Source organism: Streptomyces sp. M-16 (assembly GCF_052114405.1).
GTDB lineage: Bacteria > Actinomycetota > Actinomycetes > Streptomycetales > Streptomycetaceae > Streptomyces.
In genome coordinates this window covers 1-16,676 of the sequence record NZ_JBFRER010000151.1, presented here as the reverse complement: position 1 = coordinate 16,676, position 16,676 = coordinate 1, and the positions used below count along the sequence as shown (strand labels likewise).

The window sequence follows — 16,676 nt, the reverse complement described above, 5'->3', positions numbered from 1 at the left end:
GCACCGCACCCCACGGCACCGTGCCCCACGGCACCGTGCCCCACGGCACCGTGCCCCACGGCACCGCACCCCACGGCACCGCACTCCGCCCCCGCGTCCCGTCGCGCGGTGCGGCTGCCTCGGGGGCCGGGGTGTCCGGGGGACGGAGGGGGCTCCGGTGAGCGCCAAGGAGCCTCCGCGCCGCCGGGTGACCGGGCCGCCGCGGCCGCGGCCCGGTGAGCGGGCGCGGGACACGGCCCGCCCGGCCTCCCGCCCCGCGACCCGCCGCCCCGCCGCGCAGCGCACCCCGCACACCATCCGCCTCGGCAGCCCGAAGCCCCGGCTGCGCCTGGTCGGCGTCGGGCTGACCCTGGTCATGCTGGCCTTCGTCGTCCGGCTCCTCCAGGTGCAGGCCGTCGACGCCTCCGCGTACTCCGCCAAGGCCACCGAGAACCGCTTCGCCAGCTACACCCTGGCCGCGGAGCGCGGGGAGATCACCGACCGCAAGGGCGTGGCCCTGGCCACCAGCGTCGACGCGTACGACATCACCGCCGACCCCAAGATGTTCACCCCGCAGGAGAGCAAGGCCCCCGACGCCCCCGAGCAGGCCGCCGCGCTCCTCGCGCCGATCCTCGGCAAGGACGCCAAGGAGCTCACCGCACGCCTGAAGACCAAGAACACCCGCTACGTGATCCTGGCCCGCCGCCAGACCCCGCAGGTCTGGAACCAGATCAAGGACCTCAAGAAGCTCTTCGCCGACAAGGCCGCCGCCGACAAGCGCGGCAACGGCCCCGGCGCCAACGTCATCGCGGGCGTCTTCAACGAGGTCAGCAGCAAGCGGGTGTACCCGAACGGCGACCTCGCCGCCGGGATACTGGGTTACGTCAACGCCGAGGGCAAGGGCGGCGGCGGCCTGGAGTCCTCCCTCGACAAGAAGCTGTCCGGCAAGGACGGCCGGCTCACGTACGCCCAGTCCGGCGGCCGCCGCGTCCCCACCGCGGGATCCAGCGAGAAGCCCGCCGTACCCGGCGACGACATCGAGCTGACCATCGACCGCGACATCCAGTGGGCCGCGCAGTCCGCGATCGCCGAGCAGGTCGAGAAGTCCGGCGCCGACCGCGGCTACGTCGTCGTCCAGGACACCCGCACCGGCGAGGTCCTGGCCATGGCCAACGCCCCCGGCTTCGACCCCAACGACCTGACCCGGGCCCGTTCCACCGCCATGGGCAACGCCGCCCTCCTGGACGTGTACGAACCGGGATCGACCGCCAAGGTGATCTCGATGGCCGCCGTCCTGGAGGAGAAGAAGGCCACCCCCGACACCCACGTCGAGGTCCCCAACCGGCTGCACCGCGGCGACCGGCTCTTCAAGGACGACGTCGACCACCCGACCTGGTATCTGACCCTCAACGGGGTCCTCGCCAAGTCCTCGAACATCGGCACCATCCTGGCCACCGGCCAGCTCGGCGCCACCCAGCCCGAGGCCAACAGGGTCCTCTACTCCTACCTGGACAAGTTCGGCATCGGACGCCCCACCGGCCTCAACTACCCCGGCGAGTCCCGCGGCATCCTCGCCAGGCCGGAGGCCTGGTCCACCTCGCAGCAGTACACGATCCCCTTCGGCCAGGGCCTGTCGCTCAACGCCATGCAGGCGGCCTCCGTCTACTCCACCATCGCCAACGGCGGGGTCCGGATCACCCCGACCCTGGTGCGCGGAACCAAGGGCCCCGACGGCCGGTTCACCCCGGCCCAGGCACCCGAACAGACGCGCGTGGTCAGCCAGGGGACCGCCAAGGCCCTCGCGGAGATGCTCGAATCCGTGGTCGACGACCAGGAGGGCACCGGCACCAAGGCCCGCATCCCCGGCTACCGGGTCGGCGGGAAGACCGGCACCTCCAACCGGGTGGATCCGGCCACCGGCCGCTACAAGGGCTACACCGCCTCCTTCGCCGGCTTCGCCCCGGCCGACAACCCGCGGATCACCGTCTACTGCGCCATCCAGAACCCCACCAAGGGCAGTTACTTCGGCGGCCAGATCTGCGGCCCGATCTACAAGACGGTGATGGAGTTCGCGCTCAAGACCCTCCAGGTCGCACCCACCGGAACCGCACCCGCGGGACTCCCGGTGACCTTCGACGGCGGCCCGCCGCCCGCCGGCCCGAACAACACCCAGACCGGCCCGCAGCCCAGCCCGTAGACCGGCCCGCAGTCCGGGCGGTGAACCGGCCGCCCGGCCAGAAACGCGTGAGGCACCATCAGTGACAACCATCACCCCGAAACCCGGGAACCAATCGGCCGACGGCGCCCAGGGCGGCCCCTCGCTTCGCGAGCGGCCCGCCGCGCCCGGTACGCTCACCGCCGTGCCTCACGCTGATCAGCCCAGAACCGCCCAGAAAGACGCCCCGGCAGCGCCGCCGGGAGCGCCCCGGCCCGTGTCCGCCCGCCCGACCCCTCTGGGCGAGCTGGCCACCCTGCTGGGTCTGCCCGATTCAGGCGCCACACCGATCACCGGCATCACGCACGACTCCCGTGCCGTGCGCCCCGGCGATCTGTACGCCGCCCTGCCCGGCGCCCGGCTCCACGGCGCGGACTTCGCCACGCAGGCCGCCGCCCTCGGCGCGGCCGCCGTGCTGACCGATCCGGCGGGCGCCGACCGCGCCGCCGCGACCGGCCTGCCGGTGCTCACCGTCGCCGACCCGCGCGGCCGGATGGGCGAGCTCGCCGCCGAGATCTACGGCCGCCCCGGTGAGGGCCTGCTCCAGCTCGGCATCACCGGCACCTCGGGCAAGACCACCACCGCCTACCTCGTCGAGGGCGGACTGCGCGCCGCCGGACGCACGACCGGACTGGTCGGCACCGTCGAGATGCGCATCGGCGACGAGCGCATCAAGTCCGAGCGCACCACCCCCGAGGCCACCGACCTCCAGGCCCTGTTCGCCGTCATGCGCGAACGCGGCGTCGAGGCCGTGGCCATGGAGGTCTCCAGCCACGCCCTGGTGCTGGGCCGGGTCGACGGATGCGTCTTCGACGTCGCCGTCTTCAACAACCTGAGCCCGGAACACATGGAGTTCCACTCCGACATGGAGGACTACTTCCAGGCCAAGGCGCAGCTCTTCACCGAGCGCCGCGCCCGCCTCGGCGTGGTCAACGTCGACGACGAGTACGGCCGCCGCCTCGCGAAGGAGGCGCCGATCCCGGTCGTGACCTTCTCCGCCGCCGGCGACCCGGCCGCCGACTGGCGCGCCGAGGACGTGGTCAGCGGCCCCATGGACTCCACCCTGACCCTGGTCGGGCCCGAAGGGCAGCGCGTACGGGCCACCGCCCCGCTGGCCGGCCCGTTCAACGTCGCGAACACCGTCGCCGCGATCGTCACGCTCGCCGCCGCCGGGCTGGACCCGCAGACCGCCGCCGACGGCGTCGCCGCGGTCCCCGGCGTCCCGGGCCGCCTGGAGCGGGTCGACGCGGGACAGCCGTACCTGGCCGTCGTCGACTACGCCCACAAGACGGACGCCGTCGAGTCGGTGCTGCGCGCCCTGCGCGAGGTCACCACCGGCAAGCTGCACATCGTCCTCGGCTGCGGCGGCGACCGCGACACCACCAAGCGCGCCCCGATGGGCGCCGCGGCGGCCCGGTACGCCGACGTCGCCGTCCTGACCTCCGACAACCCGCGCTCCGAGGACCCGCTCGCGATCCTCGCCGCGATGTTCGAGGGCGCCGTGTCGGTGCCGCCCGCCGAGCGCGCCACCGTCCTCGTCGACGCCGACCGGGCCGCGGCCATCGCCGCCGCCGTCGCGCGCGCCGGGGCCGGGGACACGGTCCTGGTCGCCGGCAAGGGCCACGAGCAGGGCCAGGACACCGCGGGCGTCGTACGCCCCTTCGACGACCGCGCCGTGCTCCGCGCGGCCATCGAGACCCAGCAGCGCAGCGCCCGACAGGCCGAGGTGAACCAGTGATCGACCTTTCCCTCGCCGAGATCGCCGACATCACCGGCGGGCGGCCCCACGACATACCGGACCCCTCGGTGCGGATCGGCGGCCCCGTCGTCATCGACTCCCGCCAGGTGGAGCCCGGGAGCCTCTTCGCCGCCTTCGAGGGCGAGCACGTGGACGGCCACGACTACGCCGAGCGCGCGGTCGCGGCCGGTGCCGCGGCCGTCCTCGCCGCCCGCCCCGTGGGCGTACCGGCGATCGTGGTCCCCGACGTGGAGAAGGCCCTCGGCGTCCTCGCCCGCACCGTCGTCGAACGCCTCGGCACCGACGTGGTGGCGCTGACCGGCTCGGCCGGCAAGACGTCCACCAAGGACCTCATCGCCCAGGTGCTCCAGCACCACGCGCCCACCGTGTGGACGCCCGGCTCCCTCAACAACGAGATCGGCCTGCCGCTCACGGCCCTGAAGGCCACCGCCGAAACCCGGCACCTGGTCCTGGAGATGGGCGCCCGCGGCATCGGCCACATCGCCTACCTGACCAGCCTGACCCCGCCGCGCATCGGCCTCGTCCTGAACGTCGGGACCGCCCACATCGGCGAGTTCGGCGGCCGCGAGGCCATCGCCCGGGCCAAGGGAGAGCTGGTCGAGGCCCTGCCGGCCGAAGCCGACGGCGGGGTCGCCGTCCTCAACGCCGACGACCTGCTGGTGCGGGCCATGTCCGCCCGCACCAAGGCCCGTACCGTCCTGTTCGGGGAGGCCGAGGACGCCGACGTACGGGCCACCGAGGTGCGGATGACACCCGCCGGACAACCCTCCTTCACACTCCACACCCCGACCGGGTGCAGCGATGTGACCTTGCGGCTGTACGGTGAGCACCACGTGTCGAACGCGCTCGCCGCGGCCGCCGTCGCCCATGTCCTGGGCATGTCCGTCGAAGAGATCGCCACAGCGCTCTCCGCGGCGGGCACGCTGTCACGGTGGCGGATGGAGGTCACCGAGCGCGCGGACGGCGTGACGATCGTCAACGACGCCTACAACGCGAATCCCGAGTCCATGCGGGCCGCCCTGCGCGCACTTGCCGCGATGGGCGACTCCGCCAGGGCGAAGGGGGGACGTACGTGGGCGGTGCTCGGCCCCATGGCCGAGCTCGGCGACGCGGCGCTGGCCGAGCACGACGCGGTGGGACGGCTCGCCGTCCGGCTCAACGTGAGCAAGCTCGTGGCAGTCGGGGGCAGGGAAGCGTCCTGGCTGCAACTGGGCGCATATAACGAGGGTTCGTGGGGTGAGGAGTCGGTGCTCGTGTCCGACGCGCAGGCGGCAGTGGACCTGTTGCGCAGTGAACTGCGCCCGGGGGACGTCGTGCTGGTGAAGGCTTCCAGGTCGATCGGCCTGGAGCGGGTCGCGCAGGCGCTGCTCGACAGCGAGGGCGAGGTCGCCGGCCGATGAGGCAGATCCTGTTCGCGGGTGTCATCGGTATGTTCCTCACCGTCATCGGCACCCCCCTCCTGATCAAGCTGCTGGCCCGCAAGGGCTACGGTCAGTTCATCCGCGACGACGGCCCCCGCGGCCACGCCGGGAAGAAGGGCACGCCCACCATGGGCGGTATCTCCTTCATCCTGGCGACGATCATCGCGTACGCCGCGACGAAGGCGATCACGGGCGAATCCCCGAGCATGTCGGGCCTGCTCGTGCTCTTCCTGATGGCGGGCATGGGCCTGGTCGGCTACCTCGACGACTACATCAAGATCGTCAAGCGCCGCTCGCTCGGTCTGCGGGCCAAGGCCAAGATGGCCGGCCAGCTGATCGTCGGCATCGCCTTCGCGGTCCTCGCGCTGCAGTTCTCGGACTCGCGCGGACTCACGCCGGCCTCCAAGAAGCTGTCGTTCGTCACGGACTTCGGCTGGTCGATCGGCCCCGTCCTGTTCGTGGTCTGGGCGCTGTTCATGATCCTGGCCATGTCCAACGGCGTGAACCTGACCGACGGTCTGGACGGCCTCGCCACCGGCGCCGCCGTGATGGTCTTCGGCGCCTACACCTTCATCGGCGTCTGGCAGTTCCAGGAGTCCTGCGTCAACGCGCAGACCCTGACCAATCCGAACGCCTGTTTCGAGGTGCGCGACCCGCTGGACCTCGCGGTCGTCGCCTCCGCCCTGATGGGAGCCTGCTTCGGCTTCCTGTGGTGGAACACCTCGCCCGCCAAGATCTTCATGGGTGACACCGGCTCGCTCGCCCTCGGCGGCGCGCTCGCGGGCCTCGCCATCTGCTCCCGCACGGAGTTCCTGATGGCACTGCTCGGCGGCCTCTTCGTGCTCATCACGATGTCGGTCGTCATCCAGGTCGGCTCCTTCAAGCTGACCGGAAAGCGCGTCTTCCGGATGGCGCCGCTCCAGCACCACTTCGAACTCAAGGGCTGGTCCGAAGTCCTCGTCGTGGTCCGCTTCTGGATCATCCAGGGCATGTGCGTGATCGTCGGTCTCGGTCTCTTCTACGCGGGATGGGCAGCAGACAAGTGACCTCCTGGCAGGGCAGGAACATCACCGTCGCCGGTCTCGGCGTGAGCGGCATCAGTGCCGCCCGCGCCCTGGCCGGCCTCGGCGCCGTCGTGACGGTCGTCGACAACGGGGACGGGGACGCCCACCGTGCGCGGGCCGCCGAGCTCGCGGAGCTGGGCATCGGGGTACGCCTCGGCCACCTGGCGGACGGCGCCCGCGCCGGCGACGTCCTGCCCGACGGCACCGACCTGGTCGTGACCTCGCCCGGCTGGAAGCCCGACAGCCCCCTCTTCGCGGCCGCCGCAGCGGCGGGTGTGGACGTCGTGGGCGACGTCGAGGTCGCCTGGCTGCTGCGCGGCGAGAACGCCGCCCCCTGGCTCGCGATCACCGGCACCAACGGCAAGACCACCACCACCCAGATGCTCGCGTCGATCCTGCGCGCGGCCGGTCTGAAGACCGCGGCCGTCGGCAACATCGGCACCCCGATCATCGACGTGGTGACCGGCGAGGAGACCTACGACGTCCTCGCCGTCGAGCTCTCCAGCTACCAGCTGCACTGGGCGCCCTCGGTACGCGCCCACTCGGCGGCCGTCCTCAACCTGGCCCCGGACCACCTGGACTGGCACGGCTCGATGGACGCCTACGCCGCCGACAAGGGCCGCATCTACGAGGGCAACGCGGTCGCCTGCGTCTACAACGTCGCCGACCCCGCCACCGAGGCCCTGGTCGTCGAGGCGGACGTCGAGGAGGGCTGCCGGGCCATCGGCTTCACCCTCGGCGCCCCCGGCCCCTCCATGCTCGGCGTGGTCGACGGGATCCTCGTGGACCGCGCCTTCGTCGAGAACCGGCAGAAGAACGCCCAGGAACTCGCCGAGGTCAAGGACGTCAACCCGCCGGCCCCGCACAACATCGCCAACGCCCTCGCGGCGGCGGCCCTCGCCCGCGCCTTCGGCGTGGAGCCCCGCGCGGTCCGCGACGGCCTGCGCGACTTCCGCCCCGACGCCCACCGCGTCTCGTACGTGGACGAGGTCGGCGGGGTCACCTACATCGACGACTCCAAGGCCACCAACACGCACGCCGCGGAGGCCTCCCTCGCGGCCTTCGAACCGGTCGTCTGGATCGCCGGCGGCCTCGCCAAGGGCGCGACCTTCGACGAACTCGTCCAGAAGTCCGCGGACCGGCTGCGCGCGGTGGTGCTGATCGGCGCCGACCGGGCGCTGATCGCCGAGGCACTGGCGCGACACGCCCCCGAGGTCCCGGTCGTCGACCTCGAACGGACCGACACTGGGGCGATGCTCGCAGCGGTCCGGGAGGCGGCCCGGCTCGCGAAGCCCGGCGACACGGTCCTGCTGGCGCCCGCGTGTGCATCGATGGACATGTTCGCGAACTACAACAAGCGTGGGGACGCGTTCGCCGACGCCGTGCGCGAACTGGCCGCCGAGAGCGCCTAGGTCGATCCGGGGCAGGATTCCTGCCCGACCCGGCTGCTCGCCTCGTACGAGTGGAGGGGAAGATCACAGATGCCGGCCAAGCAGATGCTGCCGGGGCGGCGGCCCGCCGCCGTGAAGGCGCAGGGCCGCAAACGCCCCGCAGTCACCGCCCGGCGGCCCGCCCGCGCGCCGCTGCAACGGCTGCGGCGCGCACAGCGGCAGTTGAGCAAGGCCTGGGACCGGCCGCTCACCGCCTATTACCTGATTTTCGGCAGCTCGCTGCTCCTCACCGGGCTCGGCCTGGTGATGGTCTACTCGGCGTCCATGATCAAGGCCCTCCAGCTGGGCCTGGGGGACGCCTACTTCTTCAAGAAGCAGTTCCTGGCCGCCCTGATCGGTACCGTCCTGCTCTTCGCCGCCTCCCGGATGCCGGTCAAGCTGCACCGGGCCCTGTCCTATCCGGTGCTCGCCGGCACCCTGTTCCTGATGGTCCTGGTCCAGGTCCCCGGGATAGGGGTGTCGATCAACGGCAACCAGAATTGGATCTCCCTTGGTGGTCCGTTCATGCTCCAGCCCAGTGAGTTCGGCAAACTCGCCCTGATCCTGTGGGGCGCCGACCTGCTGGCCCGCAAGGGGGACAAGGGGCTGCTGAGCCAGTGGAAACACCTGCTGGTGCCGCTGGTCCCGGTGGCCTTCCTGCTCCTCGGGCTGATCATGCTGGGCGGGGACATGGGCACCGCGATGATCCTGGGCGCCGTCCTGTTCGGGCTGCTCTGGCTCGCCGGGGCGCCCACCCGGATGTTCGCGGGGGTCCTGCTCTTCGCGGGTGTGATCGTCGCACTGCTCATCAAGACCAGCCCGCACCGCATGGACCGGCTCGCCTGCCTCGGGGCGACAGATCCGGGCAAGAACGACCTTTGCTGGCAGGCCGTCCACGGGATCTATGCCCTGGCATCCGGCGGATGGTTCGGTTCCGGCCTGGGGGCGAGTGTGGAAAAATGGGGGCAACTGCCCGAAGCCCACACCGACTTCATCTTTGCCATCACCGGTGRGGAACTGGGGCTGGCGGGGACGCTGTCGGTGCTCGCCCTGTTCGCGGCTCTAGGCTATGCGGGTATCCGCGTGGCCGGACGCACGGAGGACTCCTTCGTACGGTATGCCGCGGGAGGCGTCACCACGTGGATCACGGCCCAGGCCGTGATCAACATCGGTGCGGTGCTCGGCCTGCTGCCGATCGCCGGTGTGCCCCTCCCGCTGTTCTCCTACGGAGGGTCGGCCCTGCTGCCGACCATGTTCGCGGTCGGACTGCTCATCGCCTTCGCGCGGGAGGAGCCGGCGGCGCGAGCGGCGCTCGCGATGCGCCGGCCGAGGTTCGGCCGGCAGCGGAGCGGGCCGATATGGAAGTCGATGAGACGGCGCGTCAAGAGGCGTCCGTCCGGAGAGCGGTGAATTTCGGTGCATGTCGTACTCGCCGGTGGGGGGACCGCCGGCCACATCGAGCCGGCGCTCGCCCTCGCGGACGCCCTGCGCAGGCAGGACCCGACCGTGGGCATCACCGCCCTCGGTACCGAACGCGGCCTTGAAACGCGGCTGGTCCCGGAGCGGGGCTACGAGCTGGGACTGATCCCCGCCGTACCGCTGCCCCGCAAGCCCACGCCCGAGCTGATCACCGTCCCCGGGCGGCTGCGCGGCACCATCAAGGCCGCCGAGGAGATCCTGACCCGGACCAAGGCGGACTGCGTCGTCGGCTTCGGCGGCTACGTGGCCCTGCCCGGCTACCTGGCCGCCAAGCGGCTCGGGGTGCCGATCATCGTCCACGAGGCCAACGCCCGGCCCGGACTGGCCAACAAGATCGGCTCCCGCTACGCGCACGCCGTCGCCGTGTCCACCCCGGACAGCAAGCTGCGCGGCGCCCGCTACGTGGGCATCCCGCTGCGCCGGTCCATCTCCACCCTCGACCGGGCCGCCGTCCGCCCCGAGGCGCGCGCCGCCTTCGGGCTGGACCCCAACCTGCCGACGCTGCTGGTCTCCGGCGGCTCACAGGGCGCCCGCCGCCTCAACGAGGTGATCCAGCAGGTCGCTCCGACCCTCCAGCGCTCCGGGATCCAGATCCTGCACGCGGTCGGCCCGAAGAACGAACTGCCGCGTGTCGACAACATGCCCGGGATGCCGCCGTACGTCCCGGTACCGTACGTGGACCGGATGGACCTCGCGTACGCCGCCGCCGACATGATGCTGTGCCGCGCGGGCGCGATGACCGTCGCCGAACTCTCCGCCGTCGGACTGCCGGCCGCCTACGTACCGCTGCCCATCGGCAACGGCGAACAGCGGCTCAACGCCCAGCCGGTGGTCAAGGCCGGCGGCGGCCTGCTCGTGGACGACGCGGAACTGACGCCCGACTGGGTGCTCGGCCAGATCCTCCCGGTGCTGTCCGATCCGCACCGCCTGTACGAGATGTCCCGCGCCGCCGCCGAGTTCGGCCGCCGGGACGCCGACGACCTGCTCGTCGGCCTGGTCTACGAGGCGGTCGCGGCCAACAGGGCCCGCTGAGGCGGGAAGCCAGAGCCAGGAGGCACAGGAGTGGCCGGAGCGACGACGGCACAGCGCGGCACGTCCGACCGGTCGGGCCGGGGCGGGAAAAAGCGCCCGGGTCCGTCCAAGCCGCCCAAGCCGCCCAAGTCGTCGAAGAGGCCGGGCCCCCGGGGACCCGGTGGCGCGCGAGCGCGTCGCGTCCCCGTCCTGGCCTCCCTCGCCGCCGCCGTGGTCCTCGCCGCGGGCGGCACCTGGGCGCTCTACGGCTCCTCCTGGCTCCGCGTCGAGAAGGTCACGGCCTCCGGCACCGAGGTGCTCACCCCCGAGCAGGTCCTCGCGGCCGCGGCCGTACCCGTCGGCGCACCCCTCGTCGGCGTCGACACGGACGAGATCGCGAGCCGTCTGCGCCGGCGGCTGCCCCGTATCGATTCGGTCGACGTGGTGCGGGCCTGGCCGCACGGAATCGGGCTGAAAGTGACGGAACGCAAACCCGTCCTGCTCATCAAGAAGGAAGCGGAGTTCGTCGAAGTGGACGCGTCCGGTGTGCGATTCGACACGGTCGGACGCGCGCCCGCAGGCGTTCCGGTCCTGGAACTGAGCGCGGAGCACTCGCCGAGCGCCCGCCGCTTCGACGAGCAGCGGCTCCTGCGGGAGGTGGTGGGCATCGCCGGAACCCTCCCCGCCGCGATCGCGAAAGAGACTTTGCAGGTCAAGGTGCGGTCGTACGATTCGGTGCTGCTCCAGCTGACCAAGGGGCGCACGGTCGTGTGGGGGAGCGGCGAACTGGGCGAGGCGAAGGGCCGCGCGCTGACCGCTCTGCTGAAAGCCTCGCCCAAGGCCGACCACTTCGACGTGAGCGTCCCCACCGCGCCTGCGGTGTCCGGGAGTTGACGTCCGGTCGAACAGCGAACCACCCTGGTTGGCCACCGATACGGGTGATCACATAGGGTGAAAAGAAAAACGGGAGGTTCGGCGTGTTCGTTGAACCCGCACTACTTGTCGACTTAGTGTCCTGTTCGGAAGAGTCCAGGGAACAGACACACTCCTAACCCTAAACTTCAGGGTTAGGGTTCGGGTCGGCGCGTACGAACCGTCCCAATTTCGGCATCAGTCGTCGCACCGCAGACCCGCGAAGCGGCGACACGTAATCGAGGCGAGAGGCCTTCGACGTGGCAGCACCGCAGAACTACCTCGCAGTCATCAAGGTCATCGGTGTCGGCGGCGGTGGTGTCAATGCCATCAACCGAATGATCGAGGTCGGCCTCAAGGGTGTCGAGTTCATCGCCATCAACACGGACGCCCAGGCGCTGTTGATGAGCGACGCCGACGTCAAGCTCGACGTCGGTCGTGAACTCACCCGAGGCCTCGGCGCCGGAGCCAACCCGGCCGTCGGCCGCAAGGCGGCAGAGGACCACCGTGAGGAGATCGAGGAGGTCCTCAAGGGGGCCGACATGGTCTTCGTCACCGCCGGTGAGGGCGGCGGCACCGGCACCGGCGGCGCACCCGTCGTGGCCAACATCGCGCGCTCGCTGGGCGCCCTGACGATCGGTGTGGTCACCCGGCCGTTCACCTTCGAGGGCCGGCGCCGCGCGAACCAGGCGGAGGACGGCATCGCCGAGCTCCGCGAAGAGGTCGACACCCTCATCGTCATCCCCAACGACCGCCTGCTGTCCATCTCGGACCGCCAGGTCAGCGTCCTGGACGCCTTCAAGTCGGCCGACCAGGTCCTGCTCTCCGGCGTCCAGGGCATCACGGACCTCATCACCACCCCGGGTCTGATCAACCTGGACTTCGCGGACGTCAAGTCCGTGATGTCCGAGGCCGGCTCCGCGCTGATGGGCATCGGCTCGGCCCGCGGCGACGACCGCGCCGTGGCCGCCGCCGAGATGGCGATCTCCTCGCCGCTGCTGGAGGCCTCCATCGACGGGGCGCGGGGCGTCCTGCTCTCCATCTCCGGTGGCTCGGACCTCGGTCTCTTCGAGATCAACGAGGCCGCGCAGCTGGTGAGCGAGGCCGCGCACCCCGAGGCGAACATCATCTTCGGTGCCGTCATCGACGACGCGCTCGGCGACGAGGTGCGGGTCACCGTGATCGCGGCCGGGTTCGACGGCGGACAGCCCCCGGCCCGCCGGGACAACGTCATCGGCGCCGCGTCCACCAAGCGCGAGGAGCCGGCCCCCGCGCCGGTGCGCGCCCCGGAGCCGGTCCGCCCGGCCTTCGGCGGACTCGGCACGGTGACCCCGCGCGAGGAGCCCCCGGCTCCGGTGGAGATCCCCGTCGAGCCGGCGCCCGCGCCGCAGGTGCCGACGGCCCGGCCGTACCAGGACAGCCCGGCCGAAGAGCTGGATGTTCCGGACTTCTTGAAGTGACACTGGGGCAGCATCACGAGAGCGGCGCCCATTTCGCCTTCACCGACCGGTGGGGCGGAGTGAGCGCCGTTCCGTACGAGGAGCTCAATCTCGGCGKCGCGGTCGGAGACGACCCGGCCGCCGTTCGCGCGAACCGGGCCGCCGTGGCGCGGGAGCTGGGCGTCGACCCGGACCTCGTCGTCTGGATGAACCAGGTGCACGGGCGGGACGTCGCGGTGGTGGACGGCCCGTGGGCCGCCGGCGAGGCGGTCCCGGCGGTGGACGCGGTGGTGACCGCGCGTCGGGGGCTCGCCCTCGCCGTGCTCACCGCCGACTGCACCCCCGTGCTGCTGGCCGACCCCGTCGCCGGGGTCGTCGGCGCCGCCCACGCCGGGCGGCCCGGCCTGGTCGCCGGGGTGGTGCCGGCCGCGGTCGAGGCGATGACGGCCCTGGGCGCGGACCCCGCGCGCATGGTCGCCCGTACCGGACCGGCCGTCTGCGGGCGGTGCTACGAAGTGCCCGCCGAGATGCGGGAGGCGGTCGCCGCCGTGGTTCCGGCCGCGTGGGCCGAGACCAGCTGGGGGACGCCGGCGGTGGACGTGGTCGCCGGGGTGCACGCGCAGCTGGCGGAGGCGGGGGTGGCGTACCGCCACCGTTCCGCGGTCTGCACACTGGAGTCGCGGGACCACTTCTCGTACCGCCGCGACCGGGTGACCGGGCGGCTCGCCGGATATGTGTGGTTGGAACGGATTGATGACAGACCGTAAGTCGGAACTCGCGGAGAACCTCGCGCGGGTCGAGGAGCGCATCGCGTCCGCCTGCGCGGCCGCGGGCCGGGGGCGGGACGAGGTGACCCTCATCGTGGTCACCAAGACATATCCGGCGAGCGACGTACGACTGCTGGCGGAGCTGGGCGTCCGTCATGTTGCGGAAAACCGGGACCAGGACGCCGCGCCCAAGGCCGGGGCCTGCGCGGATCTGCCGTTGAACTGGCACTTCGTGGGGCAGTTGCAGACGAACAAAGTCCGTTCCGTGGCGGGATACGCGCATGTCGTGCAGTCGGTCGACCGGCCGAAGCTCGTCACGGCGCTGTCGGCGGCCGCGCAGGCGCAGGGGCGCGAACTCGGCTGTCTGGTGCAGATCGCGCTCGACGCGGAGTCGGGGGAGCGCGGCGCGCGCGGAGGCGCGGCGCCGGACCTGCTCGCGCAGTTGGCGGACCTCGTGGCCGCCGCGCCGGGACTGCGCATCGACGGGCTGATGACCGTCGCCCCGCTGGCCGGCCCTTACGCGGGGCGCGAACGGGCGGCCTTCGAGCGGCTGGTGGAATTGTCATCCGGCCTGCGCGCGGACCATCCGGCTGCCACGATGGTGTCGGCCGGAATGAGCGCCGACCTGGAACAGGCCGTGCTGGCCGGTGCGACACATGTACGCGTCGGCACTGCGGTACTCGGCGCGAGACCCCGGCTCGGGTAACGTCGCGAAGAAAGTCGGACCACAGCAGAAAATATGGTCATTTCCGCAGATGAGCGGACAGACCAAGTGGATCGCGGGCAGTTGGTGACTTTGGTGACACAGCTACTTTGCTGACGGACACAGCGACACCTGCGACAGGGCGATCCACCACAGAGCGGAGGACTCGGAGAATGGCCGGCGCGATGCGCAAGATGGCGGTCTACCTCGGCCTCGTGGAGGACGACCGGTACGACAACCCGGGGTACGACCCCGATGACGAGTTCGAGCCCGAGCCGGAGCCGGAGCGCGCGCGGGACCGGGATCGCCGACAGCAGCCCGTGCACCAATCGCCCGTAACGGACGAACCGGTACGAGCCGTACAGCCTCCGGCGCCGCGGGAACCCCTCCCAATTCCGTCAGAAAACGGACGTCCCGCGCGAATTGCCCCCGTGGCATCCATCACACCTGACCGCACCAACCTGGAGAAGAACGCCCCCGTGATCATGCCCAAGGTCGTCTCCGAGCGGGAGCCGTACCGCATCACGACGCTGCACCCCCGGACCTACAACGAGGCCCGTACCATCGGGGAACACTTCCGTGAGGGCACTCCGGTGATCATGAATCTCACGGAGATGGACGACACGGACGCGAAGCGTCTCGTCGACTTCGCCGCCGGCCTCGTCTTCGGTCTGCACGGCAGTATTGAACGCGTGACACAGAAGGTGTTCCTGCTGTCGCCTGCTAACGTCGATGTCACGGCGGAGGACAAGGCCCGCATCGCGGAGGGCGGGTTCTTCAACCAAAGCTAGACCGATCCGTCAGACACGGGACCGGGAACAGAGCGAGAACGGGGAGAGGGAAGCGCGGGATGGGCGTCGCACTGCAAGTGGTCTACATCGCGCTGATGTGCTTCCTCATCGTGCTGATCTTCCGACTGGTCATGGACTACGTGTTCCAGTTCGCACGTTCATGGACACCCGGCAAGGCGATGGTGGTCGTTCTGGAGGCCACCTACACTGTCACCGATCCACCGCTCAAGCTTCTCCGGCGATTCATCCCGCCGTTGCGTCTCGGGGGCGTGGCACTCGACCTGTCCTTCTTCGTTCTGATGATCATCGTTTACATCCTCATCAGTTTCGTGAGCACCGCTGCGAGAAGCGTGTGAACGATGTGCTTCCCCGCGGGCGCGGGGACAGTCCCGATACGGTCTTGCCGACTGCCGACGACTACGTAGAGGTGAAGAAGACATGCCGCTGACCCCCGAGGACGTGCGGAACAAGCAGTTCACGACCGTCCGCCTCCGAGAAGGCTATGACGAGGACGAGGTCGATGCCTTCCTCGACGAGGTCGAGTCCGAACTGACGCGCCTGCTGCGCGAGAACGAGGACCTGCGCGCCAAGCTGGCCGCCGCGACGCGTGCCGCCGCGCAGAACCAGCAGCAGCAGAACATGCGCAAGCCGGAGCCCCAGGACCAGCGAGGCCCGGGCGCCCCCGTGCCCGCGGCCATATCCGGCCCGCCGCAGCAGCAGCAGCAGCCGCAGATGGGCCCGCCGCAGCTTCCCGGCGGCCAGCCGCAGCTGCCGCCCGGTCCTGGTGGACACGGACCGCAGGGTCCGGGCCCGATGGGCGGCCCCATGCAGCAGCAGCAGTCCATGGGTGGCCAGCACCCCATGGCGCCGCAGCAGCAGATGGGCCAGCCCCCCATGCAGCAGCAGTCCATGGGTGGCCAGAACCCGCTCGGCCAGCCGATGGGCCAGCAGATGCAGCCGATGGGCCAGCAGATGCAGCCCATGGGCCAGCCCATGCAGCAGATGCAGCAGCCGCCGCAGCTCCCGCAGCAGGGCCCCGGTGGCGACAGCGCCGCCCGCGTACTGTCGCTCGCGCAGCAGACCGCCGACCAGGCGATCGCGGAGGCCCGCTCCGAAGCCAACAAGATCGTCGGCGAGGCCCGTTCGCGCGCCGAGGGCCTGGAGCGGGACGCCCGCGCCAAGGCCGACGCGCTGGAGCGGGACGCGCAGGAGAAGCACCGCGTCGCGATGGGCTCCCTGGAGTCCGCCCGCGCCACGCTGGAGCGCAAGGTCGAGGACCTTCGGGGCTTCGAGCGCGAGTACCGCACGCGTCTGAAGTCCTACCTGGAGTCGCAGCTGCGCCAGCTGGAGACCCAGGCCGACGACTCCCTGGCCCCGCCGCGCAACCCGGCCGGTCCGGCGCTGCCGCCGTCGCCTTCGCCGTCGATGGCTCCGGCCGGTGCGATGGGTCACTCGATGGGCAACCCGTCCATGGGTGCTCCGTCCCCCATGGGCGGTCCCTCCCCGATGGGTGGTGGCCCGTCCTACGGCGGCCAGCAGCAGATGTCCCCGGCGATGACGCAGCCGATGGCTCCGGTGCGGCCGGCTGCGCCGCAGCCGATGCAGCAGGCGCCGTCTCCGATGCGGGGCTTCCTGATCGACGAGGACGACAACTAGGCGCCGCCGCTCGTCGTCGGCAGCCTTACGGGCCGGGCCCGGTTCCCCTT

Annotated in this window: 14 protein-coding genes; all 14 read left to right on the top strand. The window is 71.3% G+C overall.

Translation table 11 applies throughout. From position 1 onward, the window contains the following. The first annotated feature begins 157 nt into the window (after window positions 1-157). Window positions 158-2,176 carry a peptidoglycan D,D-transpeptidase FtsI family protein gene (locus AB4039_RS38040; RefSeq protein WP_266838580.1) on the top strand — a complete coding sequence of 673 codons (2,019 nt, stop codon included), beginning with the start codon at window positions 158-160 and terminating at the stop codon, window positions 2,174-2,176. 61 nt (window positions 2,177-2,237) lie between these two features. Next, entirely contained in the window at window positions 2,238-3,932 is a 1,695-nt protein-coding gene (locus AB4039_RS38035; protein WP_266838579.1) for a UDP-N-acetylmuramoyl-L-alanyl-D-glutamate--2,6-diaminopimelate ligase, read from the top strand. Continuing rightward, a complete protein-coding gene (locus tag AB4039_RS38030; protein WP_442272901.1) occupies window positions 3,929-5,353 on the top strand; it encodes a UDP-N-acetylmuramoyl-tripeptide--D-alanyl-D-alanine ligase in 1,425 nt (474 codons plus the stop codon). The genes AB4039_RS38035 and AB4039_RS38030 overlap by 4 nt, the downstream gene beginning before the upstream one ends. Further along, complete coding sequence (gene mraY / locus AB4039_RS38025; RefSeq protein ID WP_266838577.1) at window positions 5,350-6,420, top strand: phospho-N-acetylmuramoyl-pentapeptide-transferase; 1,071 nt, start codon at window positions 5,350-5,352, stop codon at window positions 6,418-6,420. The genes AB4039_RS38030 and mraY overlap by 4 nt, the downstream gene beginning before the upstream one ends. Beyond that, on the top strand, window positions 6,402-7,850 hold the full coding sequence (murD, locus tag AB4039_RS38020; protein ID WP_442272900.1) for a UDP-N-acetylmuramoyl-L-alanine--D-glutamate ligase: 1,449 nt from the start codon (window positions 6,402-6,404) through the stop codon (window positions 7,848-7,850). Before mraY ends, murD begins: the two co-directional genes overlap by 19 nt. A 69-nt stretch (window positions 7,851-7,919) precedes the next feature. After that, window positions 7,920-9,278: a putative lipid II flippase FtsW gene (ftsW, locus tag AB4039_RS38015; RefSeq protein WP_442272899.1), complete on the top strand. Its 1,359-nt coding sequence runs from the start codon at window positions 7,920-7,922 to the stop codon at window positions 9,276-9,278. A 6-nt stretch (window positions 9,279-9,284) separates the two neighbouring features. After that, on the top strand, window positions 9,285-10,379 hold the full coding sequence (murG, locus tag AB4039_RS38010) for an undecaprenyldiphospho-muramoylpentapeptide beta-N-acetylglucosaminyltransferase (protein WP_266838574.1): 1,095 nt from the start codon (window positions 9,285-9,287) through the stop codon (window positions 10,377-10,379). A gap of 30 nt (window positions 10,380-10,409) precedes the next feature. Then, entirely contained in the window at window positions 10,410-11,252 is an 843-nt protein-coding gene (locus AB4039_RS38005; protein ID WP_442272898.1) for a cell division protein FtsQ/DivIB, read from the top strand. A 278-nt stretch (window positions 11,253-11,530) separates the two neighbouring features. Further along, window positions 11,531-12,730: a cell division protein FtsZ gene (gene ftsZ / locus AB4039_RS38000; protein WP_030228033.1), complete on the top strand. Its 1,200-nt coding sequence runs from the start codon at window positions 11,531-11,533 to the stop codon at window positions 12,728-12,730. Further along, window positions 12,727-13,476, top strand: a complete 750-nt coding sequence (gene pgeF / locus AB4039_RS37995; protein ID WP_442272897.1) for a peptidoglycan editing factor PgeF — start codon at window positions 12,727-12,729, stop codon at window positions 13,474-13,476. Before ftsZ ends, pgeF begins: the two co-directional genes overlap by 4 nt. After that, window positions 13,463-14,182, top strand: coding sequence for a YggS family pyridoxal phosphate-dependent enzyme (locus tag AB4039_RS37990; RefSeq protein ID WP_266838572.1), 720 nt, complete (start codon window positions 13,463-13,465; stop codon window positions 14,180-14,182). The genes pgeF and AB4039_RS37990 overlap by 14 nt, the downstream gene beginning before the upstream one ends. A 170-nt stretch (window positions 14,183-14,352) precedes the next feature. Next, the gene (locus AB4039_RS37985) at window positions 14,353-14,970 is read left to right on the top strand and encodes a cell division protein SepF (protein WP_266577714.1); all 618 of its coding nucleotides are present in this window, start codon (window positions 14,353-14,355) and stop codon (window positions 14,968-14,970) included. A 59-nt stretch (window positions 14,971-15,029) separates the two neighbouring features. Continuing rightward, on the top strand, window positions 15,030-15,326 hold the full coding sequence (locus tag AB4039_RS37980) for a YggT family protein (RefSeq protein ID WP_030155988.1): 297 nt from the start codon (window positions 15,030-15,032) through the stop codon (window positions 15,324-15,326). Between the two features lie 82 nt (window positions 15,327-15,408). Beyond that, a complete protein-coding gene (locus AB4039_RS37975) occupies window positions 15,409-16,626 on the top strand; it encodes a DivIVA domain-containing protein (protein WP_442272896.1) in 1,218 nt (405 codons plus the stop codon). The last annotated feature ends 50 nt before the right edge of the window (window positions 16,627-16,676 follow it).

Excerpts from the sequence above, each read along its gene's own strand:
- murD (WP_442272900.1), top strand. The coding sequence starts at position 6,402 with ATGGGCAGCAGACAAGTGACCTCCTGGCAGGGCAGGAACATCACCGTC.
- mraY (WP_266838577.1), top strand. The coding sequence starts at position 5,350 with ATGAGGCAGATCCTGTTCGCGGGTGTCATCGGTATGTTCCTCACCGTC.
- AB4039_RS37985 (WP_266577714.1), top strand. The coding sequence starts at position 14,353 with ATGGCCGGCGCGATGCGCAAGATGGCGGTCTACCTCGGCCTCGTGGAG.
- AB4039_RS37980 (WP_030155988.1), top strand. The coding sequence starts at position 15,030 with ATGGGCGTCGCACTGCAAGTGGTCTACATCGCGCTGATGTGCTTCCTC.
- AB4039_RS37990 (WP_266838572.1), top strand. The coding sequence starts at position 13,463 with ATGACAGACCGTAAGTCGGAACTCGCGGAGAACCTCGCGCGGGTCGAG.
- AB4039_RS37975 (WP_442272896.1), top strand. The coding sequence starts at position 15,409 with ATGCCGCTGACCCCCGAGGACGTGCGGAACAAGCAGTTCACGACCGTC.